Origin of the sequence: Candidatus Seribacter sulfatis (assembly GCF_964187635.1) — a bacterium.
Classification (GTDB): Bacteria; Verrucomicrobiota; Verrucomicrobiia; order Opitutales; family Seribacteraceae; genus Seribacter; species Seribacter sulfatis.
In genome coordinates this window covers 1-12,787 of sequence record NZ_CAXLMO010000097.1, presented here as the reverse complement: position 1 = coordinate 12,787, position 12,787 = coordinate 1, and the positions used below count along the sequence as shown (strand labels likewise).

Below are 12,787 nucleotides of genomic sequence, written 5' to 3'. Positions count from 1 at the left end.
TCCTGACTGGTCGGCACCATGTCCGAAGCGGGGTATACAGTACCTCGGCAGGAGGCGAGCGAATGGATCTGGATGAGACCACCATTGCTGAGCTGTTTAAACAGGCAGGCTATGCCACTGGGGCATTCGGAAAGTGGCATAATGGCATGCAGTATCCCTACCATCCGCTCGGTCGGGGATTTGACTATTTCTACGGATTCTGTTCCGGGCACTGGGGACATTATTACGATGCCCTCATGGAAAGAAACGGAAAACTGGTTGAGGGGCAGGGATTTTGTGTCGACGATTTCACAACGGAAGCGATGAATTTCATCGATCGATCAGTTGCAAAGAAACAGCCATTCTTTACTTATATTCCCTACAATACTCCGCATAGTCCCATGCAGGTACCGGATCGATGGTGGAAGAAATTTAAGAGCAGGAAGTTGGAGGATATGATACGGAACCGGAACCCAAAGAAGGAAGATCGTTTGCATCTTCTCGCTGCTTTGGCGATGTGTGAAAATATTGACTGGAATGTGGGTCGTTTGTTGAATAAATTAGATGAGTTAGAGGTGACCGACGATACGATTGTTGTTTTCTTTCATGATAATGGACCCAATGGGGTACGCTGGAATGGAGATATGGAGGGAAGGAAAGGATCGACCGAGGAGGGTGGGACCCGTTCGCCACTTCTTATTAAATGGCCCAAGGGAATCAAGGCAGGTACAAAAGTGATGCCAATTGCCTCGGTACGGGATTTACTTCCCACATTAACCGAATTGGCGGGGGTGAAGGGCAAATCAAAGAAATCGATTGATGGTAAGAGTTTGAAAACTCTTTTATCCGGAAATACAAAAGGGTGGAAATCGAGAACACTTGTTTCTACCTGGAAGGGAAAACTCGGAGTGCGTGATCAGCGCTTTCGATTGGGGTACAAGGGAAAGCTTTTTGATATGAAGAATGACCCCGGGCAGCGAGTGGATGTGAGCAAGCAATTTCCCAAGGTAACCGAACGATTGAATCAAAGAAAGCAATCGTTCCAGAAAAAGGTATTAGATAAAGCCGGCCTAGATACGCGGCCCTTTGTGATTGGGCATCCCGGAGTTTCCTGGACCCAGATTCCTGCACGGGACGGAACCGCCCATGGAGGAATTAAGAGATCGAATAAATTTCCAAACTGCAGTTATTTTACTAACTGGACGAGTAAAGAGGATTTCATCACCTGGGATGTGGAGGTGGGGAAATCTGGGAAATATGAAGTGGAATTATGGTATGCTTGTCCTGAGCAGGACCTTGGTGCAGAAATTGAGCTTTCTTTCAGTGGTAATTCTTTGGTCACCACAATTTCGACACCGAATGATCCTCCTTTAGTGGGTAAACAAGAAGATCGGTCCCCAAGAATGGAATCCTATGTTAAGGACTTTAAACCCATGATAATGGGTGTAATCGAACTTACAGAGGGGACAGGAATAATGAAATTACAAGCGACTCAAATCCCAAAGTCACAAGCGATGGAATTTCGACTATTGCAGCTTACTCGAATAAAGGAAAAGGGAACAGACTAAGCTGCTTCCTTTTGATTATCCTGCCAATTGAGAGATTGAAGTTGTTTCTTCAGTTGGCGAAACCCAATCATCTTGTTGGAATCTTCATCCCAAAGTCGATAATTAATACTCTTCAAACTGGTTGGGATACTCATCGGGGGAACGCTTTCAAAAAACGGATCTGAGCGATGACATCTTTCCAAGTTGTAATTGGGAATCATTGGATTGAGGTGGTGAACATGGTGAAATCCAATATTTCCTGAAAACCACTGGAGGATCTTAGGAAGTTTGTAGAATGAACTACCTTCCATTGCCGCAGTGGTAAAGTCCCATTCATCTCCCTGTACCCAATAGGCGTCTTCAAACTGATGCTGTACATAGAAAAGCCAAACACCGCAGGTACTGGCAACCGTCATCATGATCGATTGAACGATTAACCATTCCCAAAAACCAAAGATTGATATGAGCCCGGCGGACATAACCACGATGGCTAAGTTCATCATGTGAACGGAGCGCTTTTCTTTGGGTTTCGCTTTACCGGCAGGGATCCTTTGAATGACTAAGAAAAGAAATAGAGGTGCGAATACAAATAGGACAAAAGGATTACGAACTAATCGATATGAAAATTTTCTCCACCGGGAACTCTCCAAGTACTCCTTCACCGTTAATGTCCAAATATCTCCCATTCCGCGGCGCGAAAGGTCGCCGGTAGTCGCATGGTGGACAGAATGTTCCCATCTCCAATGATGAAAGGGGGTAAAGGTAAGCAGTCCGGTAATGAAGCCCAATTTTTGATTGGCTTTTCGGGACTTAAAGAACGATCCATGACCACAATCGTGGAATATAATGAATGCTCGTACCAGTATCAAACCGGCAAGTACTGCCAGAGTACAGGTAAGCAACCATGAAATGGGAAGCGTGAAATAAATCGCAACCCAAAGAAGAATAACAGATCCAACAGTATTAATAACTTGCCACCAAGCCCTCCCGCGATGGGGCTTTTGAAATTCGGCAACAAGTGATTTCCACTCGGATACAGATTTTTTAGTTTTAGTATTTTCCATCCTGATGACTAGTAAATCAGTAAATAGGATGGGAGGCAAGTCAAGAGATGTTTATTGGTAAATGGATGATAAAATGAGTAGTTAATGAGCTTTATTTATCAATTGTTAGAAAAAAATCCTTTCTTTAAAAAAGACTGAACGAGTTCCTGTACTTTTTTCTTCGACATGAAAAATGAATGAGAATAGGGAACAATCCTAAAATCATTCATTCCTTCAATTTTTGTTCTTTCCACTGTCACTTTTCCATCGTCTTCGCCAGGGAGAAGAAGGGAAAGGAGTGGATTGATGCTTCTGTTCCCGGCAATTACTCCAAGATCGAACTCTACTTTTCCCAAGTTTTGGATAAATCCTTTTTCTTCTGTGCCCAGTTGTAGGCAGGCGGGCCCGTTAATTTGTTTGAGCAGTTTGAAATGTCGAAGCCTGTCCACCACCTCGCTCCCCTGATTGGGGGGGCCGAGCATTACCACCCGCCCGAGGTTGGTGAGGGGACGGGTTTTCATAATTTGTCGAAGGATAATGCCTCCCATTGAATGGGTTACAAAGTCCCACTGCACTTCTGGGTGTTGCCCGAGTTCCTGGTCCAGTTTGTCGCGGACCCATTTACTCAGTTCTTCAATCGGTTTTTTGCGGGATGGATAATTGATGTTGTGCACAATGAAACCGTTTTTCTTGAGATATTTTTCCATCGGTCTCATCGACCTTGAGGTACGAGCCAAACCATGAAGAAGAACGACCCGTCTATTTTCCATTTACCGAATCAGGGATCTGAGGGATTGAAGTTTAGGAAAGTAACCTTGTCGGGGCTTCCTCTTTTAGGTCCAACGCAAGGGCGATATTAAGAAAAGTAATCTCGCCCATGGTTTCACATTGAGAGAAACGGGAATCATCGTATAAACCACCAAGCTCCGTTCGAAGACGTATAATTTTTTGATCCGAAGAAATGGTATCCAGGCACATACATTCCCTGAGTTTTTTAATTCGAGTTGGTGCAAAATTAAACCTTCTCTTGATAAGAGTTCGTTCTTCGCGCTGATACTGACTACTTGTTTCGGGATTAATTAACCGGGTACATAAATTGACCACCGGTAGATTATTTTTAAAAAACTGAGGAAGGTAGAATGAACGCCTTGACTCGTAGGATTGTTGGTCAAAATCAATCGCACGAACACGATATTGATTCTGCTCGAAATCGGGAGTCATTTCCACCACGTAGTTGTATGCTCTCATGTCGCCCAAGAGCCGAACGAAGCACCGTTCATTAAATTTAATAAATTCTTTGGCAAGTCGTACCTCATTGAGGTCGGAATGATCGAGGAAGTTTTGTATGAAGTCGTCCCCAGGCACTCCTATAATATGCTCTTCAATGAGGGTGTCGCCATCGAGTTGGAAATTGATTTCATTGGGCGAGAGGATTTGTTCCAATTCCAATCCGTATAGCCTGGAAGCATCTGCTTTTTTTACATAAAAGTAATCGTGGTTATCATTGTATTGATTTACGATGCGAATACGAAAAGGTTTGGTGTTTCCAAAAGTACAATAATCTACCCGGTCGACATACAGATTGGGTAAAATATTGACATCTCCCCCCGAACGAAGGAGGACATAAATCTTTTTTAAACCTTCAAAGATTTCACGGCCATAATGTTGGTCGTATACCATAGTTTGCCAAAGAGTGTCTTCATTTTTGGCATTCATCAGAGGATAGGAATCTACACTTTGAAGAAGATTTTCGTAATGAACTGGAAGGTCGGCGGATCGTTTGTAATTGGTTAGATATTCGCGAAATTCTTCGCTAATTGGATAAAATGTCTTTTTTTGTTGAACGCTTCCTTTTTTCATTATGTCGAGTAACTCTTACTATGGGGGAGAATGAATTGAGTAAACAAGTTTAAAAGGATCTTAGTTTCCTTGGAGTATTGATAATGGTTTTTCCATCAGAACTTTTTTGGTGGCCCATTCAGCAGTTAGAATTGAAAGAGTGACCACCCCCACGATAATACCAATTGGGAGTGAAAGTTGGAAAGCCCATACTTTGTCAAAAATATATTCCGCGAAAATAAAACTAACGATGGAAGAAAAGGTAACCCCTAACACAGAAGCGGATAAGCCAAGGAGTCCAAATTCTATGCGTACCTGCATTCTGAGGTCATCGAAGGAGGCACCTAAAATTTTAAGTAAGTTAATGTCTCTCTTTTGACGCCTGGCTTTTTCTCGTGCCAGGGAATAGAGAACGATTACACCGGCAAGAATAGAAAGAAGTGCCATGATTTGTAGTGCCCAAGTCATTTGGGATACAATTTCGAGAATTTTTCGCCCCGTTCGTTCCACATCAAGAATGGAGATAGTGGGAAATTTTTGAACTAATAAGTCTTGTACTGCATTTTTTTCATCTGGGTCTAAATTATGAAGCGTACCAATAAAAGTTTTGGGTGCACCTTCAAGAACACCCGGTTGCATCTGGACGAAGAAGTTGGGTTGAAAACTAGTCCATTTTACCCTTCGTACATTAACCACCTCTGCCACTATTTCGACCCCGCTCACTTCAATTTTAATCTGATCTCCCAAGTCTAAATCAAGAGACTCGGCATATTTTTGTTCGATTGAAATCTCCGCGGGTCGGCTCGAATTTGCATCATAATTCATGGTTACCATACGACCCCGCAATATTTCTTCGCTGGTAAGGAGGTGGTTTCGATAACTGAGATTAAATCCGCGATTGCGGAAATTATTTCTCCTTTGTTCTCCTGGATTTTGAAAATCGCGATCCTGTTTCACAAAATTTTCGTATTTTTCCCCTTTTACTTCGATCAGTTTTCCACGAATCCAGGGCGTAATGTTTTGGAGTGGCTTTTTGCTGTTTTGTAAGGTCTGTTTCAATTCTTCGAGTTGATCTTCTTGGATATCAAAGAGGAAGAGTTTGGGAAGTTTACTCTCCGCGGTATTGGAACCGATCTCCTGTTCCAGGCTGTATTGAAACTGAGGGATTAAATTGAGTAACAGTACGCCTAAGCCGAGGGTTAAAAAACCAGTTATTGTACTATTTTTATTTCGGGTAAGTGATCGGGCAGCCAATCGTACATTAAGACTTGATTTCCTGAAAAAACGATCGAGTAACCAGAGACCGCAATGTCCAATACCATACAGCACAATAATGCTCACCAAGAGAGAGAGGAAAAAGATATTGGCTAATTTTGAAGAATCAGATTGGAGCAGGCATAATCCCCAAAAGGCGAAAATTCCAGGCAGTGCAAATAAGAGTGAGGACTTGGATGACAGGGGGGATGGATTGGCGGATTCCTGAAATAATTCAGCGGGGTGAAGTTGCCTGATTTTATGAAGGCTTGGCAGAGCCAGGAACCAACCCCCAAAGATGGCGACTCCGAATGCTAAGGGTATACTGGGAAAGTGGAGGGATGCGTCCAATTCAATGGGTATAAATCCACTCAATGCCTGGGAGAGGAGCGGAATGGAGATCAGGCAAATCACGATAGCTGGAATTGCGGCGGCGATTCCTAAAATTGATAATTGAATAAGGTAGGTACGTAGTGCGTTGGCTTTTTTGGCTCCCAGGCAAACAAGGATCGCAACATCTTTAATTCGATTATTAACAAATCCTTGGTAGAGATATCCAATTCCTAAGGTTGCCAGAAAAAGGGCCACGAGGGAAACCAACCCTAGGAAGTCGGATAAATATCGTAGCAGGCGACCTGCCCGGTTCCCGACTCTTTGGTGGGAATACACTCGGACCTCGGGGGAGAGCAGTGCCGCGGTAATGGCATTGGTGGTTTTTTCTAAATCCGCATCAAGAGGAAGTTTAAAAAGATGATTTCGAAACGCCGTGTTCCCAGTGGTTAAGAGTTTCGTTTTTTCGAGGAATTTTTTACTGATAAATACTTTGGGGGCTAATTCTGCCGGTTGAAAACTTAAGCCTGTTTCTTCTTTGATCAGATCGGAAACGATAAATTTAGTTTCTCCGATCTTTAATTCTTCTCCTAAGTCAATATTGAGTTGTCCCCGTAATTCTGGGTATATCCATACGAAAGGACGTTCATGAATCAGGTTTTTCTCGTCTCCAGTAATGGGACCCCGTAATTTCGTTTCTATTTTTCCGTAGAAGGGGAATCCCTGATCAAATGCTATTATTTTGACCAACCTGCTACTTCCGGTTGGACCAGCTGCCATTGAGAAAAAGTCTACTGCTTCAATTTCCTTTGTGTTGGAAGGCAACACATTACGGACAGAGGCAAGTTCTTCGGAAGTTATTTCTCTGCGTGCACGAATTGCCAAATCCGCACCCAGTAACTCCTTTGATTCCGCTTCCACTTTTTGATCCAGTGTCTGCTTAAAAGAATCCACACTGATAAAACCAATCAAGCCGAGGGTCAGATTGACGATGTAAAAAATACAAAATGGGCGATTATTACGAATCTCCCGCCAGGCATTACGAAAAGCGAAGCCCATTATTTGGTGGCTTGAAATTTTCCTGCCTTCAGAATCAAAGTTCGATCGCAGGCTTTGGCTAATTCGTGGTTATGAGTTACCAGTATCAATGTTTGCCCCCGATCCCGGCAGAGTCGAAAGAGCAAATCCATTATTTCTTTGCCCGTATTATCATCCAAATTACCCGACGGTTCATCGGCGAGTATGAGTTTAGGTTCGCTAATAATTGCCCGGGCAATTGCCACTCGTTGACATTCTCCCCCCGATAGTTGAGCGGGGAAATGAGCTAGTCGATGGGATAGTCCCACCATTTTTAAGGCTTCGCGAGCAGCCGATTCGAAATGATTGACTTTCTGCAGTTCGAGAGGAATCCCTACATTCTCGAGAGCGGTCAGGTTGTTCATTAGGTGGTACTGTTGAAATACAATACCCATGTTTTTAGAACGAAACTGACTTAATTCATCTTGAGAAAGCTTGGCTAAATCCTGCCCACAGATTGAAACGGTTCCGAGTTCTGGATTATCCAGACCGGCCAGGAGAGAGAGCAGGGTCGACTTTCCACTCCCACTTTGCCCCAAAATCGCGACGCATTCGTTTGATTCGATCTCGAGGTTGAGTTGTTTTAAAACTTCAATTTTTTGACTGCCCTGAAAGTAAGTTTTCGAGATCTTGCGGAGTGAAATAATGGAGCTCATTGAGTAGTTAAAAGTTCTTTTACCAAATATTGGTGGACAGTTTTGGCAATGATTTCATGGCCTTTCGGATTGGGGTGGATTCGGTCGGGGAGATTCATGCTAGGTTCTCCCCCCACGCCTTGGAGTAAAAAAGGAATCATTGCAATATTGTACTCCTTAGAAATCTGAGAATATAAATTCGTAAATGACTCACTGTATTCAATTCCATAATTGGGCGGGATTTTCATGCCGGCTAATAAAACGGGGATATTATTACTTTGGGCGGCAACTACTACTTTGATCAGGTTTTCTTTAATTTTTTCGATTGGAATTCCGCGCAACCCATCATTTCCTCCCAGTGCCAATATCAAAAAGTCAGGATTTGATTGTAATAGCCAATTAATTCGGGATACCCCCCCACTCGTGGTGGCTCCACTTATTCCACCATTAATAACCTGAAAATTCCTTTTTGAACTCTCCCCTGAGTCGAGGTTTAACTTTTTTTCTAAAATTAAGGGATATGCTTCACTCTCCATGACCCCGTATCCCTCGGTCAGAGAATCCCCCAGAATCAAAATCTTGAAACTTTCCGGTGCTGTACTTTTCTTTTGAGTTACGGGTTTATTAACGCTGGAAATTTCTTCCCCACAGGAAGCCAGGGCGAGCAGGGGGATCCAAAAAAGATATATTCTCAACTGAAACCGAAATATTGAATGTAGATTTGTCATTGGAAAGCTTATCGGTCTACTTATATTTTACCGATATGACAAAACCATTAAGTCTTTTTAGCAATATTTCATGAATTTAATCCTCGAATTTATCCACGAACATATTCTGGCAATTGATTTTGCGTTGTGTATTTTAATCTGGCTTGTGCAGGTAATCATTTATCCTGTCTTAGCCGTGGTTTCGATCGATGCATTTCCACGATGGCATGCAATTTACTGTAAGCGGATTGCTTATTTTGTACTACCGTTGATGATCGCACAACTTTTTGAATCGGCTGCTGCTTGCTTTTTCATAGGTAATACCACGGTCTGGCTCAAGTTTTTCTGTGTTTTGTCAGTTTGGATATTTACATTTTTAGTTTCTGCTCCCTGCCATCAAAAATTATCCAAGTCGGGAAAGGATGTTTTTTTGATCGACCGACTAGTTTCCACAAATTGGTATCGAACGGTTCTTTGGACATTGATTGTATTTCTTTCTTACTACCAATATTGATGAAGCCTTGGCGATTACGACTCACGAAAATCTGCCCCGTTTGTAACCGGTCATTTGAGAACCGCAAAAAATGGGAATCCAGGAAAATCTGGGATCAAATCGTTTATTGTTCCGATAAATGTCGAAAAGCATCCAAGCCTAAAGTAGACCAATGAACTCGGTTTGGTGGGTAAAGCGGGATTTCAGAGTTTCTGATAATGAATGCCTTTCACGGGCGATTTTGAACGGGGGAGAGGTGACCCCTTTTTTTTGCTGGGAGCCAAAAATTGTAGATTCAGGAGATTATTCTATTTTCCATTTTCAAGCACAATGGCAGGCGTTGGAGGGACTGACTGAAGAACTTAATGTAAGAGGATCAAATATATGGGTGGCCTGTGGCGAAGTAACAAATGAGTTAGACAATTTGTTAAAAAAATATTCGTTCACCCATCTTTATTCCCATGAAGAAACTGGAAACTTGATTAGTTTTCAGCGAGATCGCGAAGTGGCCCGTTGGTGTAAAATGCGGGGTATTATCTGGACTGAAATTAGCCAGAATTCAGTTTTACGCGGTGGGAATGCTCAAATGCGCCGAAAGAATTCTACTTCCTTGGATCTGAGAAAAACGAAACCAATTCCGAGCCCGAAACAAATTCGAAGTCCTTTGACTAGGAGTGTACCAATTCGTAAGTGGAGCTGGAATGAACTGGGTACTCGATTGCCCAAATTTTCCGGTTGTTCCATGCTGCCGGCTCTTCAGAAAGTGAATGAAAAAAATGCCTGGGCCACATTGGGAAGTTTTTTTGGCTCTCGTGCTTATTATTACTCGGGTGGTATTTCATCTCCCAATAAGGCTTTTCAAAATGGTTCGAGGCTTTCTGTTCATTTGGCCTGGGGTACCATTAGCCTGCGTAGTATATTCTCCCAATTGGAATTGAAGCGGAATGAATTAGACGAAGAAAATGGCCGTACTTTATGGAAGCGCAGTCTCCGTGCTTTTGAATCACGGCTTTACTGGAGAGATCATTTTATTCAACGATTAGAATCAGTTTCCGATATGGAAGTGCGTGTGCTTAATCGGGCTTATGAGAATTTAGAATATGAGGATAATCCTGAACTCTTGGACTCCTGGTTAGCAGGGAAAACGGGATATCCCATGGTGGATGCATGTATGCGTTGTTTAAATGAAACCGGCTTTATGAATTTCCGCATGCGGGCAATGTTAGTAAGCTTTGCCTGTTTTGGGCTTCATTTGTCCTGGCGTACCATTCACAAACCATTAGCCCGCTTATTTACTGATTATGAACCTGGGATTCATCTTTCTCAAATCCAGATGCAGGCCGGTGTGATTGGGATTAATGCCTTGCGGGTTTACAGCCCGTCGAAGCAATTTCTTGATCACGACCCCACAGCACAATTTGTTAAAAGGTGGGTTCCTGAATTGGTGAATCGTACCCCTGTAGAAATTGCCCACGCAGAAGAATGTAACATCCCAGAATACATTCGACCTATTGTGAACCAATCTGTTCGGTCCAAGAAAATGAAAGATCAAATCTATTTGATACGAAAGAGTGACGAGGGAAGGCTTCAATCGAGTAAGACTCTACAAACTCATGGTTCGCAAAAAAAGATTCCCCGAAAAAATAAACCAAAAAACAACGGCCAGCTCGAATTATTCTGATGGTTGCAAATAGGGGGGGGCACTAGGACTGATCGCAGCGTAATTCATCCATACATTTTAAATCGCGTAACCATTTCTCTGGAATCCCGGTTTGCATTGCCACAATTGATCCGACTACCACGCCCCGGTGACAATTATCTCCGCCCACCTTTGCATTGGCGAGAACGGCGAGAGAAAAATCATCAGAATATTTCCAGGCAAAATAGAGTGCGGCAGTAAAAGACTCCGGTAAATAACAAGCCGTGCTTAAGGTTTCTCCCACGACTTTACGGTCGGGCATATTTTCCCATGCTTTTATCTTGTTGAGAGGCACATCGGACATCCGAAAGGTGTTCAGAACATTACGAATTTCTGCTCTTTTGGATAGTTCAATTAAAATTTGGGTTAGATTACGGGCAGATGTGAGTGTGTGTGGGTGGGAATGTGTATGTTTTACCAAGTTGTGCACAGATTGAAAAAGGTGTTCCTCGTCAGTTTGGTCCACTGCTTCTAATCCGGCGAGTAAGGCAGGGATGAGGCTGAGTCCACCAATGTGGATATCTTCAATTCCACAATTGGATAGTTTTTTACCCCTTGCATAATGAGTAAAAAAGGCACGGTGGTATTCTTCCGCATAGGTATCTAAATGCCAACCGGGGGTTAGCATAACTTCGGCATACCGTTCGAGCCAGGTATCCGGATCATATTCCCCGTTCTTGATAATAGTACGATAGAGTTCGCAGGCTAATTTTAAATTGAGTGTATTTTCTCCCGGTCTGAGAAATTGATGATAATGAACACCTCTTTTTCCCCAATACTTGGATTGTTCGCGCAGAATATCGTCTTTCTCTCCAATTGGTTGATAGCGGGAGCGCCAAAGAATGCTATCGGGGTGAGGGTTTTTGGGGGCAATGTAATGATCGAAGTCTGGATAATCTTCGTCAATTCCCCGTGTATTGTAATACCAATGAACCGGCATAGAAACCGCATCTGCAACTAAAGACCCCAAGAATGCATTTTGAAAACTCATATTTCAATACTACTTCTAATACTGATGATGGACAAATAGCAGAACGGGAATACAATTTACAATTATATGTCTACCTTTTCACTTTATTACCATCCGTTATATTCCGACGGTTTAGATCGAACTGCTCGTTTTCCGGTCGACCGATATCGCTTACTTGCAGAGAAAATATCATTACTCAATAGAGAGAATAAGATTCGAATAAGGGAGCCTAGATTAGCGAGTAGAGATGAGCTTTTATTGGTCCATGAAGAAAGTTTTATTGATCGATTTCTCGAAGGAAATCTTAGTGAAAAAGAGGTGCGTAGAATAGGGCTTAAACCCTGGAAGCCTGAAATTGTTCCACGAACTCTGCGATTAGTGGGCGGTGCATTGGATGGATTAGATGAGTTGTTAAATGGAGCAGTGCTTGCCGGGAACATGGCTGGTGGAACACACCACGCATTTAAAAGCGAAGGGGCGGGGTATTGTATTTTTAACGACCTTGCCGTTGCTGCGGAGGTTGCACTGCAAAAAGAGAATATAGAGCGGATTCTAATTTTGGATTTAGATGTACATCAAGGCGATGGAACCGCAGATATTTTTGCCGGGGATGACCGGGTAATTACAGTTTCTCTACATGGACAGAACAATTTTCCATTTCGTAAAAAAACAAGCGATTTAGATCATGGCTTTAAGGATGGGACGGAAGATGAAGAATACCTCCAAGTTCTCGACTCAGTTTTGGAGCAATTGGAAAGAGAACATTTCGACCTTATTTTTTTCCAGGCAGGTGTCGATGGATTGGCCTCCGATGCTCTTGGACTTTTGAACTTAAGCCGCGCAGGAATGAGCAAACGTAATCAACGAGTCTTTGACTGGCGTCGAAAAATGGGCAAAGGAATGCTCATTTTTATGGGGGGTGGATACGCCAAACCGATCGAAGATACAGTCAATGCATTTGCCGATCTATTTATGATGGCGGCACAGGAGATAGAATAGAATGCAAATGGATACTCTTCCTATGTAGTTTAGAGTGGCTTTGTTCTTTGAATAAAAAGTTTCTCTTGTAGAAAAAGTCTATTTTTAAAGGATGGAGTCTTGGCCAGATTTTTAAATTGCTTCGGGTCTTTTTTCATGTCGTACAGTTCCTCACTTCCATCTTTGTATTTTAGGTAAGACCACTTTTCTGTTCTCATTGAAGTGCCCGCTTTTAC

General features: G+C 42.7%; 12 protein-coding genes and 1 pseudogene. 5 read left to right on the top strand and 8 right to left on the bottom strand.

From position 1 onward, the window contains the following. The coding region (locus tag ACKPQ5_RS08940) for a sulfatase-like hydrolase/transferase (protein WP_407678763.1) at positions 1 to 1,547 on the top strand (1,547 nt) is incomplete at its 5' end. On the opposite strand, the gene ACKPQ5_RS08935 is transcribed toward ACKPQ5_RS08940, so the two are convergent. The 6 genes from ACKPQ5_RS08935 to ACKPQ5_RS08910 all read right to left on the bottom strand — a co-directional run bounded on the left by ACKPQ5_RS08935 (position 1,544) and on the right by ACKPQ5_RS08910 (position 8,432). Then, positions 1,544 to 2,590: a fatty acid desaturase gene (locus tag ACKPQ5_RS08935; protein WP_407678762.1), complete on the bottom strand. Its 1,047-nt coding sequence runs from the start codon at positions 2,588 to 2,590 to the stop codon at positions 1,544 to 1,546. The two genes, ACKPQ5_RS08940 and ACKPQ5_RS08935, sit on opposite strands and share 4 nt — an antisense overlap. A gap of 98 nt (positions 2,591 to 2,688) precedes the next feature. Continuing rightward, positions 2,689 to 3,339, bottom strand: a complete 651-nt coding sequence (locus tag ACKPQ5_RS08930; protein WP_407678761.1) for an esterase/lipase family protein — start codon at positions 3,337 to 3,339, stop codon at positions 2,689 to 2,691. Between the two features lie 31 nt (positions 3,340 to 3,370). After that, the gene (locus ACKPQ5_RS08925; RefSeq protein WP_407678760.1) at positions 3,371 to 4,429 is read right to left on the bottom strand and encodes a hypothetical protein; all 1,059 of its coding nucleotides are present in this window, start codon (positions 4,427 to 4,429) and stop codon (positions 3,371 to 3,373) included. A gap of 60 nt (positions 4,430 to 4,489) precedes the next feature. Further along, positions 4,490 to 7,051, bottom strand: a complete 2,562-nt coding sequence (locus ACKPQ5_RS08920; protein WP_407678759.1) for an ABC transporter permease — start codon at positions 7,049 to 7,051, stop codon at positions 4,490 to 4,492. After that, on the bottom strand, positions 7,051 to 7,725 hold the full coding sequence (locus ACKPQ5_RS08915; RefSeq protein WP_407678758.1) for an ABC transporter ATP-binding protein: 675 nt from the start codon (positions 7,723 to 7,725) through the stop codon (positions 7,051 to 7,053). The genes ACKPQ5_RS08920 and ACKPQ5_RS08915 overlap by 1 nt, the downstream gene beginning before the upstream one ends. Further along, positions 7,722 to 8,432 carry an arylesterase gene (locus ACKPQ5_RS08910; protein WP_407678757.1) on the bottom strand — a complete coding sequence of 237 codons (711 nt, stop codon included), beginning with the start codon at positions 8,430 to 8,432 and terminating at the stop codon, positions 7,722 to 7,724. The genes ACKPQ5_RS08915 and ACKPQ5_RS08910 overlap by 4 nt, the downstream gene beginning before the upstream one ends. Positions 8,433 to 8,502: 70 nt before the next feature. On the opposite strand from ACKPQ5_RS08910, the gene ACKPQ5_RS08905 reads away from it, so the two are divergent. From ACKPQ5_RS08905 to ACKPQ5_RS08895, 3 genes are read left to right on the top strand one after another with little or no spacing between them, the layout of a single operon-like run. After that, entirely contained in the window at positions 8,503 to 8,925 is a 423-nt protein-coding gene (locus ACKPQ5_RS08905) for a hypothetical protein (RefSeq protein ID WP_407678756.1), read from the top strand. Next, positions 8,925 to 9,080, top strand: coding sequence for a DUF2256 domain-containing protein (locus ACKPQ5_RS08900; protein WP_407678755.1), 156 nt, complete (start codon positions 8,925 to 8,927; stop codon positions 9,078 to 9,080). Before ACKPQ5_RS08905 ends, ACKPQ5_RS08900 begins: the two co-directional genes overlap by 1 nt. Then, positions 9,077 to 10,585, top strand: coding sequence for a cryptochrome/deoxyribodipyrimidine photo-lyase family protein (locus ACKPQ5_RS08895; protein ID WP_407678754.1), 1,509 nt, complete (start codon positions 9,077 to 9,079; stop codon positions 10,583 to 10,585). Before ACKPQ5_RS08900 ends, ACKPQ5_RS08895 begins: the two co-directional genes overlap by 4 nt. Positions 10,586 to 10,607: 22 nt before the next feature. Here the strand turns inward: ACKPQ5_RS08895 and ACKPQ5_RS08890 are convergent, their stop codons facing one another. Next, positions 10,608 to 11,594: an ADP-ribosylglycohydrolase family protein gene (locus ACKPQ5_RS08890; protein WP_407678753.1), complete on the bottom strand. Its 987-nt coding sequence runs from the start codon at positions 11,592 to 11,594 to the stop codon at positions 10,608 to 10,610. 66 nt (positions 11,595 to 11,660) lie between these two features. On the opposite strand from ACKPQ5_RS08890, the gene ACKPQ5_RS08885 reads away from it, so the two are divergent. Further along, positions 11,661 to 12,572, top strand: a complete 912-nt coding sequence (locus ACKPQ5_RS08885) for a histone deacetylase family protein (RefSeq protein WP_407678752.1) — start codon at positions 11,661 to 11,663, stop codon at positions 12,570 to 12,572. Positions 12,573 to 12,601: 29 nt separating this feature from the next. On the opposite strand, the pseudogene ACKPQ5_RS08880 reads toward ACKPQ5_RS08885, so the two are convergent. Next, positions 12,602 to 12,787 (bottom strand): annotated as a pseudogene (locus ACKPQ5_RS08880) (iduronate-2-sulfatase); the annotation flags it as partial.

Bases quoted from the DNA above. Each gene is read 5' to 3' on its own strand.
- ACKPQ5_RS08935 (WP_407678762.1), bottom strand. From the start codon at position 2,590: ATGGAAAATACTAAAACTAAAAAATCTGTATCCGAGTGGAAATCACTT.
- ACKPQ5_RS08930 (WP_407678761.1), bottom strand. From the start codon at position 3,339: ATGGAAAATAGACGGGTCGTTCTTCTTCATGGTTTGGCTCGTACCTCA.
- ACKPQ5_RS08925 (WP_407678760.1), bottom strand. From the start codon at position 4,429: ATGAAAAAAGGAAGCGTTCAACAAAAAAAGACATTTTATCCAATTAGC.
- ACKPQ5_RS08920 (WP_407678759.1), bottom strand. From the start codon at position 7,051: ATGGGCTTCGCTTTTCGTAATGCCTGGCGGGAGATTCGTAATAATCGC.
- ACKPQ5_RS08915 (WP_407678758.1), bottom strand. From the start codon at position 7,725: ATGAGCTCCATTATTTCACTCCGCAAGATCTCGAAAACTTACTTTCAG.
- ACKPQ5_RS08910 (WP_407678757.1), bottom strand. From the start codon at position 8,432: ATGACAAATCTACATTCAATATTTCGGTTTCAGTTGAGAATATATCTT.
- ACKPQ5_RS08905 (WP_407678756.1), top strand. From the start codon at position 8,503: ATGAATTTAATCCTCGAATTTATCCACGAACATATTCTGGCAATTGAT.
- ACKPQ5_RS08900 (WP_407678755.1), top strand. From the start codon at position 8,925: ATGAAGCCTTGGCGATTACGACTCACGAAAATCTGCCCCGTTTGTAAC.
- ACKPQ5_RS08895 (WP_407678754.1), top strand. From the start codon at position 9,077: ATGAACTCGGTTTGGTGGGTAAAGCGGGATTTCAGAGTTTCTGATAAT.
- ACKPQ5_RS08890 (WP_407678753.1), bottom strand. From the start codon at position 11,594: ATGAGTTTTCAAAATGCATTCTTGGGGTCTTTAGTTGCAGATGCGGTT.
- ACKPQ5_RS08885 (WP_407678752.1), top strand. From the start codon at position 11,661: ATGTCTACCTTTTCACTTTATTACCATCCGTTATATTCCGACGGTTTA.